The organism is Protofrankia sp. CiT1, assembly GCF_917627335.1.
Taxonomy (GTDB): domain Bacteria; phylum Actinomycetota; class Actinomycetes; order Frankiales; family Frankiaceae; genus Protofrankia.
Genome location: NZ_CAKJTP010000001.1, coordinates 123,724 through 140,834, shown reverse-complemented (window position 1 = coordinate 140,834; position 17,111 = coordinate 123,724). Strand labels below are relative to the sequence as shown.

The window sequence follows — 17,111 nt, the reverse complement described above, 5'->3', positions numbered from 1 at the left end:
CGGGCGGACGGCCTCGAGCGCGGCGTCGGTGGTCATGGCACCGACGAGAAGCAGCAGTACCGCGGCGGTTACCGGCGCAGCCCATTTCGGCACCCGGACGGGACGTATGAAAACCCCGACAACGGCGGCCGTCAACAAGGAGAGCTGAACAACCGCCACCGTGCTCATGGTATCTGCCGTCGAAGAGCGCATCACAGAGCAGGTCTGATGCTGATGGGAACTGTCAGAAGACAGCCTCCATCGGCATCGGCCGCACCGCGTCCAGATAGCCGTCGAGTTCACCTAATTCGAATCGGCACATACCGATGACGTGCCAGATTTCGCCGGCCACGTCACCGCCGAACTTGTACCCGCCGTCGGGCGCCAGCGCCGCCCAGCCGGTGTCGTGCCCGACCAGGGTGACGGACAGACTGGCGGCTCCCGGCCGGCGGACGTCCCACAGCCGGGCCGTGCCGTCGTCCCCGCAGCTTGCCAGCCGGGTGCCGTCCGGGCTGAAGTCCAACGACCAGATCCGGCGGGTGTGCCCGGCGAGGCGGTCGATGCAGCGTCCGCTGCCAGGTTCCCACAGCCGGACGACTAGGTCGTCGCCGGCGGTCGCGAGCACCGTTCCGTCCGGGCTGAACGTGGCTGACCAGAGCCGTCCGGTGTGTTCCGCGAAGGTACGCAGCAACTTGCCGGTGTGTGGGTCCCACAGCCGTGCCGTGCCGTCGTTGCTCGCGCTCACCAGGCGGGTGCCGTCCGGGCTGAACTCCACCGCGTACACCCGGTCCTGGTGGCCGGAGAACGTCTGCCGGCACTCACCGCTCCGCACGTCCCACACCCGTACGAGTTTGTCGTCGCAGCCGGTGGCCAGCAGCGTCCCGTCCGGGCTGAACGCGACGGAGCGGACCCGGCCCCGGTGGTCGGCGAACGTCCACACATGCCGACCGGTCGCCCGATACCATAACTGGACCGAGTCGTCGTCGTTCGCGGTCGCCAGGGTATCGCCATCGGGGCTGAAGGCCTCCGCCCAGACGTGGTCGGTCTCGACCCGCAGCTCCCGCTCGTAGGTGCCGGTGCCGTCCGCGCCCGGCACGTCAAGATTCCACAGGTGCACACCACCGCCGGCGCTGCTGGCCGCGGCGATCGTGCGGCCGGCCGGAGTAAAGATCGCGGCGGCGAGGCGGTCGGCGGCGCCGGTCAGCGGGCCCAGCCGCTTGCCGGTCCGCGGCTCCCACAACCACACCGCCCCGTCATTCCCGCTGGCGGCGAGGATGGCGCTGTCGGGGCTGAAGCGCACCGCGGTCAGCCGCCGGCCGTGCCCGGCCAGCACCCGTATGCACGCGCCGCTCACCGGGTCCCACAGCCGGGCGGTCCCGTCGTTGCTGCTGGTGGCCAGCTGGCCACCGTCCGGCCGGAAGGCCATCGGCCAGACGGAGCCCTTGTGCCCGGTGAGCTCGTGCCGCTGCTCGCCGCTGACCGGGTCGAGCAGCCGCAGCACCCGGCCGCTGTCGCCGGTGGCCAGCAGCGTGCCGTCCGGGCTGAACAGCACCCGGTACACCGCGCCGGAGTGCCGGGTGAGGACGCGCCGGGTTCCCGTCCCCGGGACAGTCCCCGGGCCGGGCATGTTCCACAGCCGGACCACACCGGCGATGTCGCCGGTGGCCAGCAGGTGCCCGGCAGGGTGGAAATCGAGCGCGTAGACCGCCCGTTCATGCCCGGTGAGTTCCTCGCGCAGTTCGCCGGTGAGCGGATCCCACAGGCGGACCTCACCGCCGTCGCAGGCGGTGGCCAGAAGGGTTCCGTCGGGGCTGAAGGCCAGCCGGTACACCGGCCGGGCACCAGTGATCTTTTGGTGTAGTTCGCCGGTCGCGGTCTTCCACAGTCGCACCACGCCCCCGTCATCGCCGGTGGCGAGCAGGTCGCCGGCCGGGTGGAACGCCGCGGTCCACACTCGGGAGGCGTGCCCGGCGAGCTGCGCGCGGACCTGGCCGGACGAGGTGTCCCAGAGCCGGATGGTGCCACTGTTGTCGCCGACGGCGACCAGGCTGCCGTCCGGGCTCAGCTCCACCGGCCACACCCAGCCGGCGTGGCCGCGCAGCGTGTGCAGCGGGCGGCCCGTCGTCGGTTCCCACAGCCGGACGGTTGCGTCGCTGGAGCCACTGACCAGGATTTTTCCGGCGTAGCGGACGATGTAGGCCCGGCTTTGATGACCTTGTAGCGTCCGCAGCGGGCGGCCGGTGGCCGCGTCGCAGGTGAGCACCCCGCCGTCCTCGCTCGCGATCGCCAGGATCGCGCCGTCCGGGCTGTAGGCCACCGGATCCGGCAGGCGGCCGATCTCGAAGCCGGCTGAGACGCCGACCGCGGACGGCGCCAACCCGACGTGTACCTCCTGGCCCGGTGCGACGGCAGCGCCTCGACGCCGCGCGTCGGTCAGCAGCGCGGGGCCGGCGGTCGCTCCCACGATCGCGGCGTGCCGCAGCGAGGCGCCGTCGAGGATGGCGCCTCCCAGCTTGGTGCCGAGCATGCGGGCCCGGGTGAGGTCGGCGTCGGTGAGGTCGGCGTCGGTGAGGTCGGCGTCGTCGGCACGCGCGCCGACGAGCACCGTGCCTCGCAGGACCGCGCCGGTGAGGTCGGCGCCGGTCAGGACAGCGTCGGTGAGGTCGGCGCCGGTGAGGTCGACGGCCCGCATCTCCCGGTACGACAGGTCCTCGCCGCGTAGCGACCGTCCTCGCAGGTCGCTGTGAATGGGGGTGCGCAGCCGGGCGCTGATCTTCAGTGCGTTGGCCCGGGCCGCGCTGTCCACGTCGGGTCCGGCGAGCGCGCCGCTGGCCCACGCCCGGCATGCGTTGCCGGGTGCCAGATCGCAGAGGAACTCGACCGCCAGATGGGAGAGCGGGCGCCTGGACAGCAGGGCCGGGTCAGGCTCGCCATGCCTGAACCGGTTGGCGATGTCGTCGGCGACGAGCCATTCGATCACCGAGGAGTGGATGAACCCGAACAGCCCGTCGTCGGCGCGGACGAGCAGGCTGCCCGCCCCGATGGCGTGGGTGACCTGCTGGGCGGACATGTTCCCCTTGACCAGCGTGGTGAGGGCCGTCGCGACCTCGCTGATCTCGTCGAGACGCAGGAACGGCTCGCCCGACTCCCACAATCGCAACGCGAGGGTCCGGACCGCCGTCCACAGATCGGTGAGGTCGAGCGAGACGGGCACCCCTGGGACGCCCTGGGTGCGCCGCACCTCGAAACCGAGCCAAGCGGTGAGGATCTCCTGGTACAGCCCGGCCGCGGACAGGGTGTGCCGGGCCTTGGCCACGTCGGCCAGCCGGGCGGCGTCGAGGCCGGCCACGAAGCTCAGCATGCGTGGATTACGGGACAGCCCGGTCAGGTCCTGAACATTTTTGATCAACGTTAGCCGCTCGTCGGCGGCTGTCTCGTCGCCACCGTAGCGGTTCACCAGGTAGGCGCGGACCTGGGAGGGCGCGAAGTCCTCGACGCTGAGCACGCGCCGCCCCGGCAGCAGGCCGACCTTCGCGCCGAGCGCGGTGAGCACCTGGGAGTCGGTCCGGAAGTGGTGGGTCCGGCTGGCAACAATGATCTTTGCATTGTCCTGCGCGGCCTGCAGAAGCGTCTCCAGGTGATCGGCCGCCCGATCGTAGGTGACCCGGTTCACCAGTTCGTCGAACCCGTCGAACAGCAAGACGATGCGGCCTTCGCGCAGCATGTACCGGAACGCCCTGAGGTCGATGAGGTCCCGCTCGTGGTTGGCCAGGTGGGCGGCGACCAGCCCGTCGACGGTGTGCGCCTTGTCCAGGGCACGGAGCTCGATGAAGATCGGCGTCAGTCGGGGCAGCTCGTCGGGTATCCGGCGGGCCACCTCGCGCAGGGCGAAGGTCTTGCCCCGGCCGAAGTCGCCGAGCAGGAGGACGAACCGGCCGTCGTCCTCGTCAACCAGTCGCAGGAGCTCCTCGGCGAGTCCGTCGCGGACGCCATGGTGTGCCCCGACAAGCTCGCGGTAGCGCTGCGGTACATACAGGCTCGACGGGTACTGCGAGTCGTTGGACAGCCGGGCGGTCTGGTCCGCGACGAAGTCGCCGAGGTCCAGCAGCCCCTGGAACTCGACGAAGCTGCGCACCCGCACCCCGCGGCGGCGTGCCTCCTCCCGCAGCGCCGGGTCCGGGGGGATATCGGTGATGATTTCCGAACGGAGGTCGGGCTCCACCGCGTGGACATACCGGATGGACGCCTCCACCGTTTCCCGGCTGATCGGGCCGAGATGGGCACCGATCCGCACCTGCCGGGTGTATCCGTCCTCGAGATAGGTGACCAGCAGATGCGGAGCGGGACCGGGGATCCGGCGGATGCGGGCGCCCTCATAGCGGGTTCGGCACACCTCCGCGATCCGCTCGAGGTGGGCCGTGAGCGGATCGTTCTTGCCGCGCGGCCCAACCCGCGGGTCAGGTTCGTCGCCGGTCACCAGGGTGGTGCCGGTCCGCGGGGCGTCGGCGCCGCCCACCGCGGCCGGGAAGGTCACGCCGACCGCATGCCAACGCCGCCGGGCCTGCTCCGCGCCAGCGGCCTCGCCAGCCGTGGTGCCGGTCAGGCCGGCATGGCCGCTCCAGCGGGTCAGCCCGCCCGGGTCGAGCGTCAGCAGCTGGAGCCGCCCGGGCGCGGGAACCGGTATCGCGGGCAGCGCGGATTCCGCCGCGATGGGCCTGGCCTGGCCATGTGGCCGCAGCCCTGACAGGAGCAGGTTGAGGCGGGGCGCGACCAGCCGGTCGAGGGCCGCGGTGTCACGCAGCACAGCTGTCTCGTCGACCGGGCCACCGCCCGGCGGCCGAGGGGGATGATAGACAGCGCCGACGCGCAACAGCCCCTCCTGCTCGAACGGCCGTAACTGGTTGGCGAACCAGGCGGCCTGGGTGTCCCCCAGATATCCGTAGCGGTCGGCGTCGCGATGGCTCTCCGCCACGGTCGAGTTGAAGCCCGCGACCACCACATCCAGGTCGGGAATACGAAACAGCGACCAAGGCTGGTCAGCGTCGAACAGCGGGCCTTCGACGCCCTGGTAGACCTCAGCGAGGAACGCGGCGAAGTGCCGCCACTTCGGCCAGTAGGGTGGCGCTGGTTCCATGTCGTCGGCCTCGCAGTCGGCGAAGTACGCCCGGCATGCGGCATGGTTCACGTCGTGGCTGCCGGGGATGAGCACGAGCCGGTCGGGTTCCAGGCTCAGCAGCGCTCGCAGGCCGGCGAGGAAGGTCAGCGCCTCCTCGAACTCCCGCCGATGACCGGAGAGGGTGACGTCACCGGCGATGACGAGCAGGTCCGGTGGGGGCGCTCCGGCATTGACGAGCTGCGTGACATCCGCCCAGACCCGTGCCTGGAGCTTGTCACCGGCGGCGCGTCCCCCGTTCGCGCCTCGGCGGGGTATCCGGGGGGCGGCCAGCTGCAGAATGGTGACGGAATCCCGCGGCGTGCGGGAGCGCACGGACGGCGGGTACCTGGGCGCGCTGACGGGCACCCTGCGGGCGGTGACGCGGCTCAGCGGGACCGGTGGGCCGATTTCGGGGGGCGTGGCCTCCATGGGCGCGACGGTGTGCTCAGCGATGGACAGCGGGTAGCTGGGACCCACGTTCGGCTTCGCGCGTCCGGAGAGCGCGTCGGAAACCTTCCGTAGTAACAGCGCGCGGGCCTGCGCCTGGTCCGTCACGCTGACCAGGTCGACAAACGTGATCATGGAGAGCACGCCCTCGGGCTCGCACTCTTCCGTACGGACGGTGATGAGCTTGCTTCTGGACGAGTCGGGGTCGGCGCGTACCGCGATCTGCCACTCCAGCCGCGTCCATCTGGATAGCAGGTAGCGGGGGGACAGGACCGCGATGACGATGGCCGCCTCGCTCACCCCGCGGTCGATGAAATCCAGGAAGTTGGTGCCGGGAACGAAATCCCATGTCTGGATCATGGTGTGATAGCCGGCGGCCTCCAGCTCCCATGCAATCCAGGACGCCCAGCGTTCGTCGCCCACGGAGTAGCTGATGAAGAAGTCCAATGGGCGACCGGTACGGGTCGGCTGGGCCTGTGACGCCATTATGCCAGTATGGCGTGGGGATACCGCGGCGTTAAGGGGACACGCGACGTCTCACTGGGATCTTACGGCGTGTTTCGGAACTCGTCGTTCGAGCAGGGAGCCGCGTCCGGGCGGCGCCTCGCGTCATCGCTTACCTATCCATCGCTGTGCGATGGATAGCCCGGCTCGTCGGTCGACACCCACGACCAGGACGCATCCCCGCGTCGTCTCACGATGCGCGTACCCCACTCCCATTCCTTGATCCACACCCCCTGTTTACCCGTTTCCGGTGTCCGCGAGTAACCGTAGGATGGTCTTGGCCGCCCATGCGCAGGTGGCGGCATCGCAACGCCTGCGCTGAACGTGATGGTCGGACAAGTCACTCGCCCCGACCGTTCGATCGCGCCGGCCGGGCTGGTTACGAGCCAGCATCAGGGTCGCCGCCGCATCGCCGGCGATGGAGGTCAGGTGGAAGGTCCCGGCTGCCATGCTGTAGACGTCTCCCGCCCGTAAACTCTCCGCCGCCCCCGGCTCGCAGCGTATGAATTCGCCGGTGCCCCGGATCTCGTCGACGCCGCGGTCATGGTGATTGTGCACGTCGAAGACCTGATAGGTGAATGCCGGTGCGCCTCTTCCCGCCGCGGCGGCGGGTGGCGCGGCCGCTGGGATGGTCCGTACGGTCTGATTGCGCACCTCGCCGTCCAGTACGAGGCTGTACAGGTCCCAGCTGTGACAGTGCACCGCTGAGGTGGTCGGGCGCGCCGCGGGGATCCGCCGGTCCCACACGTGTACGCAGGCTCCGCCCTCATCGGAACGCCATACCGGAAAACACAGGAATCCTAACGGATGATATAGCACGACCGCGTCCGCTGGCGTGGCCGCGGCCCGCGCCAGGATCCGGGTTAGCCAGTTGGGGACCGCGCCTGTCCGGATACCGTCGACCTGGCCGCGCACCTGGAGGTAGGAAGTCATGGCGTGGGTCCTTCGCTGCCGTGGGCCCGGCGATACTCCACAGGTATCTGCAAATGCATGCTAGCCACACGGAGAACGATGGCAAAGTGATATTTTTGGGGTTTTCAGATAAGAGGCTCCGGCAGTAGGGCGTTCGATCAGGGAGCGGCGTCCGGGCGGATGGATCGCGAGGCGGCGGAGGGAGTCACCCTGGTGTTGGGTGGCGACCGACGACAACGCGGCGAGGCGCCGCCCGGACGCCGCGAGCCGGACAGTCCTATTGCTGGAGCCTCTATGCACGCCCGTGACCTGCATGATGTCGCCAGTGCCTCGTGCGGCATGTTTCGGGAGTCGTCATTCGAGCAGGGGCCGCCTGGGCACGGCGAGCCGGACAGCTGACTGTCCGGAACACGGGTCAGGAGGTGAGCCAGCCGTGGGTATGGAGGTGGTCGAGGATGCTCTGGACCGCGGCCTGCGGTGATGTTTGCGTGGTGTCGATGACGATCTCGGCATCCGTGGGTTCCTCATAGGGATCGGACACCCCGGTGAAGGACGGGATGATGCCGGCGCGCGCCTTGGCGTACAAGCCCTTGCGGTCACGTGCCTCGCAGATCTCCAGCGGGGTGGCCACATGGACTAGGATGAACCCACCTCCACTGTCCTCGACCATCGTTCTGACCTGCCGTCGGACGGTGCCGTAAGGGGCGATCGGCGCGCACACGGCGGTGCCGCCCGCCGCGGTGACGGCCGCGGCGACAAAGCCGATCCGCAGCACGTTGATGTCCCGGTCCTCGCGGGAGAAACCGAGCCCCTTGGACAGGTGCAGGCGGACGACGTCCCCGTCCAGGAGCGTCACCCGTCGGTCACCGCGTTCCAGCAGGCGGCAGGCGAGCAGTCCAGCCAGGGTGGACTTGCCCGATCCGGACAGGCCGGTGAACATCACGGTGAACCCTCGCTCACCCCGCGGTGGCTGTGCCCGGACCAGCTCGGCGGCGACCGCGGGTGGTGTGAGCATGGGTGGCAGCCGTGTTCCGTGGTCGAGCAGCAGCGCCAGCGCGCTTGCTCCGGGCGCGTTCGGCGCTGGTCCGACGATCATTGAGCCGAGCCCGTAGGCGAGCGAGACCTGCGTCCGGTGGATGATTTCCGCGGCGAGCGCGGGCTCGGTCTCCCGGTCGTCGGCCGGCCGGTGGTCTGTTGTCTGGTCTGTTGTCTGGTCTGTTGTCTGGTCTGTTGTCTGGTCTGTTGCCCGGTCTGTTGCCTGGTCTGTTGCCTGGCCGGCGTCCGGCTGGTCGCCGGTGGTGGCCCCCGCGTGGATCGTGTTGTCGGGGCCGAAGGCGACCGCCTCGGTCAGCCGCGGCATCGCACGGACCGGAACCAGGGCGAGCATCACGCGAACGTCGCTCAGCGTGGCGAGCGCCGCTCGCAGGCAGCGTACGCGCAGGTGATGACGAGCGTCCGCGGGATCCGCGCCACCGACCGCGGCGAGCACGACGATGCTGTTCCCGGCGGCGGCGAGGGCTTCGATGCGGTCCAGGTCCGCGGTATGCAGCAGGCCGTCGGCCCACAGCGCGGTGGCGGCCGGGCCGGTCGGTGTGATCCAGCCGCGTCGGAGCAGCTCCAGACGCAACGCCGCGGGGGTGAACCGCAGCTCGGGGTAGTCGGGGTGATCGGGCAGCCGTAGCCCCTCCACGAGGCCTGACAACGTTGAGCCCGCCGCGTCGGTCACCCGCAATGCGGCGATCATCACGCCTTCGGAGTCCCTGAGCGCGACCGTCGTTCCAGGGCGCGGTATGCGCGGTAGGTCGGCGCTCCCGGCGGTCACCGGGTAGGCGTCGCCCACCTCAACGGTGTGCCGCGGCAGCTGTGCCGGGCCGTCGTACGCATCGCCGGCCACCGCCGGGACGCCGAGAGCGGGATACCCGCCGGACAGCAGAAGTTCAAGATCGGAAAGTTGGGTGGCTGTCAGCGTCAGCGACGGCCAGCGCAGTGACGCCTTGGTCAGCTCTCGTGCGCGCGCCTCGTCGACCAGCAACGCGCTCCTCTGCCGGATGGTGGGCACACTCTGACCGTAGCGGTTGAGGTCCGTCCTGCCACGGCGACGGGCGGCCGCGGCCCACCCCCGCCCGTCGCTCGGTGGCAGACTGCCATGGGTGAACAGTGACGGGAACGCGGCGGCGGCCGGCCCGGCCGCGCGCCATCCGGCCAGGCCGGCGGGTGTACGGGATGAGGACAGCGCCGGCCTGCCGGCGCCCGGCGAGGCCGCGGACGCCGTCCTGGCGGCGTGGCTGGCCACCGACGCGGGCGCTCTCCTGCTGCGGCTCCGGGCGGAGCTGGGATTCGGTGACCCGGCCGCGTTACGCGACGCTGGTGACGCCCGCTCGCAGGCGTGGCTCGCGGGTACGCTCGCCCGGCACCGCCAGCATGACTCGGTGCTCTCCGAGGAGGCGGTCGACGACCCGGCGAGGCTGACCGCCCGACGGGTATGGATCATCGATCCGCTGGACGGGACCCGTGAATTCGGCGAGCGTGATCGGCTGGACTGGGCCGTGCACGTCGCGTTGTGGCAAGACGGCGATCTTGTCCAGGGCGCTGTTGCGCTCCCGGCGCAGGGCGTCACGTTGGCGACCGGCACACCGCTGCCGCGGCGTCCCGCCCCGGTGGGCGGCCCCCGGTTCGTGGCCAGCCGGACGAGGGCGCCCGCGCTGGTCGGCACGCTGGCCGAGGCATTGGGCGGTTCGGTCGTACCGGTCGGTTCCGCTGGCGCGAAGGTGGCGGCCGTTGTCCGTGGCGATGCCGACGCCTATGTGCACGCTGGCGGCCAGTACGAATGGGACTCGGCCGCGCCGGTTGCCGTAGCCCGTGCGGCTGGCCTGCACACCAGCCGGCTGGACGGGTCCCCCCTGGTCTATAACCGGCCGGATCCGCTCCTGCCCGACCTGCTCGTCTGCCGCCCGGATCTGGCCGGCCGCATTCTGGCACTGATCGCTGATCGCTGATCGCTGATCGCTGATCAGCGATCAGCGATGTGTTTGTCTTTATGCGACAGTTTGTATCCGGTGAGTCGCTTCGCTGTCCCGAGTGCCGGTTCCTCGGCTACGTTGGGCTGATATCTACCAGCGTTGTCATCTACCAGCATCGCCGTCCATCGGCGTTGCCATCCATCGATGTTGTCCACTGGGGTCGACAGGGGGATTCCGCATGCCTGTCACAGGCTACGAACTCACCCATCTGCAGATGCTCGAGGCCGAGGCGATCCACATCTTCCGGGAGGTGGTGGCCGAGTTCGAGCGTCCCGCGCTGCTGTTCTCCGGCGGCAAGGACTCGATCGTCATGCTCCGGGCCGCCGAGAAGGCGTTCTGGCCGGCGAAGCTGCCGTTTCCGCTGGTACACATCGACACCGGCCACAACTTCAGCGAGGTGATGGAGTTCCGCGACGCCCGGGTCGCGCAGCTGTCGGCCCGCCTTGTGGTCGGTTCCGTCCAGGACGCGATCGACGCTGGAGTGATCACAGAAGACATCCGGCCCGGTGCTTCCCGTAACCAGCTGCAGACGCCGGTGCTGCTGGACACCATCGAGAAGAACAAGTTCGATGCGGTGTTCGGCGGGGCGCGCCGGGACGAGGAGAAGGCCCGGGCCAAGGAGCGCGTCTACTCCTTCCGGGACGAGTTCGGTCAGTGGGACCCGAAGAGCCAGCGCCCTGAGTTGTGGTCGCTCTACAACGGACGTCACCGTCCGGGCGAGCACATCCGGGTCTTTCCGCTGTCGAACTGGACGGAGCTCGACATCTGGCGCTACATCGCACAGGAGAACCTGGACATTCCGTCGATCTACTACGCGCACACCCGGGACGTGCTCGAACGGGACGGGATGCTGCTGGCGGTGACCCCGGTGACGCCGCCGTTGGAAGGGGAGCGGGCCGTTGCGCGCCAGGTGCGTTACCGCACGGTCGGAGACATGTCCTGCACCGGGGCGATCGCGTCGACCGCGGCGACGATCGGCGAGGTGATCGCGGAGGTGGCGGTCAGCAGGATGACCGAACGCGGCGCGACCCGTGCCGACGACCGGGTCAGCGAGGCTGCCATGGAGGACCGCAAGAGGGAGGGCTACTTCTGATGGGGAAGCTGTTCTGATGGGGGAGCTGCTGCGGGTCGCCACCGCTGGTTCTGTCGACGACGGCAAGTCCACGCTGATCGGACGGCTGCTCTTCGACACCAAATCGCTGTTCGCCGATCAGCTGGCGGCGGTGGAACGCACCAGCCGTGAGCGCGGCGACGCCTACGTCGACCTGGCGCTGCTCACCGACGGGCTGCGAGCCGAGCGGGAACAGGGCATCACCATTGATGTCGCCTATCGGTACTTCGCCACACCGAAGCGGTCGTTCATCCTCGCCGACACCCCTGGGCATGTTCAGTACACCCGCAACATGGTCACTGGCGCGTCTACCGCTGATCTGGCGCTGTTGCTGGTGGACGCGCGCAAGGGGCTGCTCCAGCAGACCCGCCGGCACGCCTTCCTGGCCTCCCTGCTGCGCGTTCCGCACCTGGTGCTGTGCGTGAACAAGATGGACCTCGTCGGGTTCGACGAAGACGTGTTCGAGAAGATCAAAAATGAGTTCCGGGGGTTCGCCACCAAACTCGAGATCGTCGACGTCGCGACGATCCCGGTCTCCGCGCTCGGCGGGGACAACATCGTCTCCCGTTCACCGAGCACCCCCTGGTACGAGGGCACTTCGCTGCTGCATCACCTGGAGGAGCTGCACATCGCCTCCGACCGCAACCTCATCGACGTGCGCTTTCCCGTGCAGTGGGTGGTCCGGCCGCGTTCCGGCGAGCTGCATGATTACCGCGGGTACGCTGGCCAGGTCGCCGGTGGCGTCCTCAAGCCAGGGGACGACGTGATCGTCCTGCCGTCCGGTCTGACCTCGCGGATCGCCGCCGTCGACACCTTTGACGGCCCGGTCGCCGAGGCCTTCCCGCCGATGTCGGTGACGATACGCCTCGAAGACGATCTGGACGTCTCCCGCGGGGACATGATCGCTCGACCAGCGAACCAGCCGATGGTCGGTCAGGATATCGACATGATGGTCTGCTGGATGGCGGACGCGCCACTGTCGGCCAAGGCCCGGCTCGGGATCAAACACACCACCCGGTCCGTGCGCGGCGTGCTGAAGAAGATTGCCTACCGGGTGGACGTCGACACGCTGCACCGCGACGAGACCGTGTCGGAGCTGCGGCTCAACGATATCGGCCGGGTGACGGTCCGGACCATGACGCCGCTGTGCTTCGACCCGTACCGGCGTAACCGGACGACGGGCAGCGTGATCCTCATCGACGAGGCGACCGGGTCCACGGTCGGCGCCGGCATGATTCTTTAGAGCGCCTGGCAACAGCGGCGTGGATCAGGAGCAGCCGGCAACAGCGGCGTGGGGCGGGGCCGGGGCTCAACGACGCAGATAGCGCAGGAACAGGCTGCCGTCCTCCTCGAGGACATGACCGAGCGCCATCGTGACGGGCGTCGGCCACCGGCGGCCGCCGACGATCCGGATGCGGTCGGGGCCGACCAGCAACGGGGCGAGGGTCAGGCACAGCTCATCAAGGAGGCTGGCCCCCGCGAGAGCCGCGTGCAGCGACGGGCCGCCCTCGCACAGCACGCGTCCCAGCCCCCGTTCGGCGAGTGCGTCCAGCGCCGCCGCGAGATCCACTGTCTCGTCGCCGCAGACCAGCATGTCGGCGACCGCGGCGAGCTCCCGGTACCGGTCGGCCGGCGCGGCCCGGCAGGTGAGCACCAGCGGACGCACGTCAGCTCCGAACAGCCGGGCGGACGGGTCGAGCCGCAGGCTGCCGGAGATGACGGCGACCGGCGGGACCGGTGTCTGCCCGGCCGCGAGCCGTTGCTCGCGCCGTTGCGGTGGCACGATGACCGGCCCGTAGTCCTCGGCGACCGCGGTGCCGGCACCGACGAGGACGACGTCGGCGAGCCAGCGCAGGGTCCGGAAGACCCGGCGGTCGGCGCTGCCGCCCAGCGCGCCGGAACGGCCGTCCACCTCGGCGGCACCGTCGAGGGAGGAGACGAAGTTCGAACGGACGTGGACCTTGCCGGCCGCGACCGGCGGCAGCCGGTACCAGGCATCCAGGTCGACGTCGTCTGGCGCGGGCTCGCCATGGCCGCCGGCCGCGGCCTGGCCCGCCGGTCGGTCGCCGCGGTACCGCTCCCCGGGATGCTCCGCCGCCAGCAGGCGGGCGGACAGCTCCTGGGGGGACGGCAACCGGCGCACTTCGCGGACTCTATTCCACCCGCTGCCGACCGTTGTGTGAGCGACAGCGCCACGAGCGACCGGCAACAGGCGGCGCGCGCCCCGGCCCCGCCGGCCCCGCGATGCCGCGTCCCCTGTTGCCGCGTCCCCTGTTGCCGGGCGCGTCATGTGTGGGCTGTCGCATATCATGGCGGTCAGCGTGAGATGGTGTGAGTTACCTCGCCCGGTACTTCTCGGGGTGACATCGACCAGCGGCGTATCCGTAGGGTGAAAACATGCCGGAGAGTCTGGTCGACCGCCATCCTGAGGTACGTCCGGACGACTTGGTCGCGGCTCTTGTTCCGCCACCACGGTTCAGCGACGTCCGTTTCGCCACCTACCGGCCGGATCCGGGCGAGCCGAGCCAGGCCGATGCCGTTGCGGCGCTCGCCCGCTTTGCCGGCCGGGTCGCGCCGGGCGGGAGCCGGCCGGGGGGGCCGGCCGCTGCCGGTGGCCGAGGCCTGCTCCGGTTCGGACGCCGTGACAGCGGCGGACGCACCGCCCGCAACGCCGTTGGTGGGCCGGATGCCGGCCCCGCCCGGCCCGGGGTCTATCTCGACGGCGGCTTCGGGGTCGGCAAGACCCACCTGCTCGCGTCGCTGTGGCACGCGGTGCCGGGACCCAAGGCCTATGGGACGTTCGTGGAGATAACGTCGCTGGTCGGCGCGTTGGGGTTCGCCCGGACGGTGGAGGCGCTGTCCGGCCTGCGGCTGTTGGCGATCGACGAGTTCGAGCTCGACGACCCCGGCGACACGGTGCTCGTCTCCACCTTGTTGACGAGGCTTGTCGAGGCCGGCGTGCACCTGGCCGCGACCAGCAACACCCAGCCGGAGGATCTTGGCGCCGGCCGGTTCGGCGCGGACGACTTCCTGCGCGAGATCCAGGGGCTGTCGTCACGGTTCGACATCCTGCGGATCGCGGGCGAGGACTTCCGCCACCGCGGTCTGCCCAAGCCGCCCGCCCCGCACCGCGACAACGAGGTCAGCCGCCGTGCCGCGATAACCCCCGGCGCCAGCGAGGACGGGTTCACCGAGCTGTGCGCGCATCTCGGCCAGTTGCACCCGTCCCGCTACGGCGCGCTTGTTGACGGTGTGGAACTGTGCTGTCTGCATGGCGTCACCGCGGTTGCCGACCAGGCGATGGCACTGCGGCTCGTGGTTCTCGCGGACCGGCTCTACGACCGGTCGATCCCGGTCGTGGCTTCCGGCCAGCCCTTCAACGAGCTGTTCTCGGCCGAGATGCTCGCCGGGCCGCACCGCAAGAAGTTCCAGCGCGCGATCTCGCGGCTTTCGGCGCTGGCCCGCGACGGCGGGCCCGGCGAGCTGACCGGCTGGGAAGGCACCGCCAAGGCGTCCTGACAGGGTCCAGGACACGCCACCGGCGGCTGTTGCGGAGAAGGGAGGCCGTCGCGGCGCGTGTGGCATCCTGGGACGCGGGCTCCCGGGCGCGGGTGATCAGGCCGACGACCGGGCCGCGGGATGCGTCGCCGTCGCCCGGACGCGATACTGGCGGGGCGGTGCTGATGGACCGAGGCGTCGGCGATGCCCGGTACCGCAGGCTCGCCGCGTCGCCTTCGGCCGGAAAGGACGGTTGTACGCATGACGACCTATGTTGTGCTGCTGGTCGTCGTGCTGCTGATCGCCGCCGCTGTGCTCGGCCTGTTGTATGTGCTGTTGTCCCGCGCTGAACGCCGCGAGCGCCGACACTGACGGGCGGTACGGCAGGCTGGTACAGCCTGTGCCCGCGATTACAGCCTGTGCCCGCGATCGCGCCCCAGTTCGGTTTCTCCGCGGGCCCCGCTCCGTTGCCGCGTCAGAGCAGCCGGGCGATCACCACTGACTCCCCGTCGAGTTCGATGCGGCCCGGCATGTAGGTGAACCCGCTGGTGGACGCGGCCGGGACGTCGAACGGCACGCCTTCGACCGGTACCGGCTGCCGCCGCCGCGCGAGGTTGCACACGATCGCGACCTGGCCGCGGCGCAGTACGAACCACCGGGCATCCTCGTCAAAACTGCAGCGCACGCGGGACAGGCCTGGATCGGTGAGGTCCGGCAGGGTCCGGCGCAGGGTGATGAGCCGCCGGTACCACTTCAGCAGACCGGCGTGGCGCGGGGTCCTGAGCTCCGCCCAGTCCAGCTTTGAGCGGATGAAGGTTGCCTCGTCCTGCGGGTCGGGGATCTCGTCCGGTCCCCAGCCGTGCGCGGCGAACTCGCTCCGGCGCCCCTTGCGAACGGCCTCGGCCAGTCCGGGCGCGTTGTGGTCACTGAAGAACTGCCACGGCGTGGTCGCCCCCCACTCGTCACCCATGAACAACATCGGCGTGAACGGCGAGGTCAGCAGGAGCGCGGCGCCCACCCGCAGCAGGCCCGCGCTGAGCGTCTGCCCGGCGCGGTCGCCGACCGCCCGGTTGCCGATCTGGTCGTGGTTCTGCAGGAAGGTCACGAACCGATGCGCCGGGATGTGGCTGGGTACCGGGCGGCCGTGGGAGCGCCCGCGGAACGCCGAGTACGTTCCGTCATGGACGAACGCGCGTTCCATCGCCTTGGCCAGGGCCGCGAGGGTGCCGAAGTCGCTGTAGTAGCCGTGACGCTCACCCGACAGCGCCGCCCACATGGCATGATGAACATCATCGCACCACTGCGCGTCCAGGCCGTGCCCACCGGCTTCGCGGGCGGTGACAAGCCGGGGGTCATTGAGGTCGGATTCGGCGATCGCGAACAGCGGCCGGCGCTGCTGGGCCGCGAGCCCGTGAACCGCGACGGCGATCTCCTCAAGGATGTGGATGGCACGGGTGTCGGCAAAGGCGTGCACCGCATCCAGCCGCAGGCCGTCGCAGTGGTAATGCCGCAGCCAGCTGAGCGCGTTGTCAATGATGAATGCCCGGACCTCGTCGGAGCCGGGGGCGTCAAGGTTGACGGCCGGCCCCCACGGAGTGTCGTGGGAGTCGGTGAAGTAGGGGCCGAAGCGGGCGAGGTGGTTTCCGTCGGGGCCGAGATGGTTGTAGACGACATCCATGATCACGCCGATTCCCCGGCTGTGGGCCGCGTCGACGAACCGCTTGAGCCCGTCCGGGCCGCCGTAGGGCTCGTGCACGGCGAACAGGCCCACACCGTCGTAGCCCCAACCGTGGCGGCCCGCGAAGGCGTTGACGGGCAGCAGCTCGACGGCGTCCACCCCGAGGGCCACCAGATGGTCGAGCCGTTCGATGGCCGCGTCGAAGGTGCCGGCTCGGGTGAACGTGCCGATGTGCAGTTCGTAGAGGACGCTACCGGCCAGCGTCACCCCTCGCCACGTACCATCCGTCCAGGTAAACAGAGAGTGGTCGATGAGCCGGGAGCGACCGTGGACGCCGTGCGGCTGGCTGGCGGAGCGCGGGTCCGGTACCTCGTCGACCTCACCGTCGATCAGGTAGGCGTACTCGGTGCCGTGGCCCGCGGCGGGTACGTTCACCCACCACCAGCCGCCGTCGTCGGTCAGCATCTCGTGGACGGTCTCGTTACCACCAGTATTGGTGATCACGCTCACCGTTTTGGCTTCTGGCACCCACACGCGGAAAGTGCTCATCCGTACTGTCTACCCGTCGTCGAATCCGTGAGCATCTGTGATCCTGATTTCACGGCACTGTTACCGGTGTGGCGTAGGACACGCCACACGGCTGCCTCGGAAGGGGTTTCGTCGCCCGCCGGACGAGCTGGAGCTTGCTGTGCCATGTTTCAGGGCATCACATGCGGGCCCGTCCCGCACAGCGTTTCAGCTGATTTTCAGCCGGGTCACGCCCGTTCTCCTGGTTACCGGCGATCATTCTTTCGGCGCGTGCCCGGC

9 protein-coding genes are annotated in these 17,111 nt (G+C 69.8%); 4 read left to right on the top strand and 5 right to left on the bottom strand.

Translation table 11 applies throughout. The features are described 5' to 3' along the window. Window positions 1-223: 223 nt before the first annotated feature. From MJ785_RS00585 to cysC, 3 genes are all read right to left on the bottom strand, one after another. On the bottom strand, window positions 224-6,067 hold the full coding sequence (locus MJ785_RS00585) for a TIR domain-containing protein (RefSeq protein WP_239379872.1): 5,844 nt from the start codon (window positions 6,065-6,067) through the stop codon (window positions 224-226). Between the two features lie 255 nt (window positions 6,068-6,322). Next, window positions 6,323-7,018: a hypothetical protein gene (locus tag MJ785_RS00580; protein ID WP_239311713.1), complete on the bottom strand. Its 696-nt coding sequence runs from the start codon at window positions 7,016-7,018 to the stop codon at window positions 6,323-6,325. A gap of 394 nt (window positions 7,019-7,412) precedes the next feature. Then, window positions 7,413-9,056, bottom strand: a complete 1,644-nt coding sequence (cysC, locus tag MJ785_RS00575; RefSeq protein ID WP_239379871.1) for an adenylyl-sulfate kinase — start codon at window positions 9,054-9,056, stop codon at window positions 7,413-7,415. 181 nt (window positions 9,057-9,237) lie between these two features. Between cysC and MJ785_RS00570 the strand changes: the two genes are divergently transcribed. From MJ785_RS00570 to MJ785_RS00560, 3 genes are all read left to right on the top strand, one after another. Further along, window positions 9,238-9,993 (top strand): 3'(2'),5'-bisphosphate nucleotidase CysQ, encoded by a 756-nt coding sequence (locus MJ785_RS00570; protein ID WP_239311721.1) that lies wholly within the window; start codon window positions 9,238-9,240, stop codon window positions 9,991-9,993. A 202-nt stretch (window positions 9,994-10,195) separates the two neighbouring features. After that, window positions 10,196-11,110 carry a sulfate adenylyltransferase subunit CysD gene (cysD, locus tag MJ785_RS00565; RefSeq protein WP_239311715.1) on the top strand — a complete coding sequence of 305 codons (915 nt, stop codon included), beginning with the start codon at window positions 10,196-10,198 and terminating at the stop codon, window positions 11,108-11,110. Window positions 11,111-11,126: 16 nt separating this feature from the next. After that, entirely contained in the window at window positions 11,127-12,371 is a 1,245-nt protein-coding gene (locus tag MJ785_RS00560) for a sulfate adenylyltransferase subunit 1 (RefSeq protein ID WP_239311716.1), read from the top strand. Between the two features lie 66 nt (window positions 12,372-12,437). Here the strand turns inward: MJ785_RS00560 and MJ785_RS00555 are convergent, their stop codons facing one another. Then, entirely contained in the window at window positions 12,438-13,130 is a 693-nt protein-coding gene (locus tag MJ785_RS00555; RefSeq protein WP_239311723.1) for a pyrimidine reductase family protein, read from the bottom strand. 395 nt (window positions 13,131-13,525) lie between these two features. On the opposite strand from MJ785_RS00555, the gene zapE reads away from it, so the two are divergent. Beyond that, window positions 13,526-14,647 carry a cell division protein ZapE gene (zapE, locus tag MJ785_RS00550; RefSeq protein ID WP_239311717.1) on the top strand — a complete coding sequence of 374 codons (1,122 nt, stop codon included), beginning with the start codon at window positions 13,526-13,528 and terminating at the stop codon, window positions 14,645-14,647. A gap of 454 nt (window positions 14,648-15,101) precedes the next feature. On the opposite strand, the gene treZ is transcribed toward zapE, so the two are convergent. Beyond that, window positions 15,102-16,853 (bottom strand): malto-oligosyltrehalose trehalohydrolase, encoded by a 1,752-nt coding sequence (gene treZ / locus MJ785_RS00545; protein WP_239379870.1) that lies wholly within the window; start codon window positions 16,851-16,853, stop codon window positions 15,102-15,104. Between the last annotated feature and the right edge of the window lie 258 nt (window positions 16,854-17,111).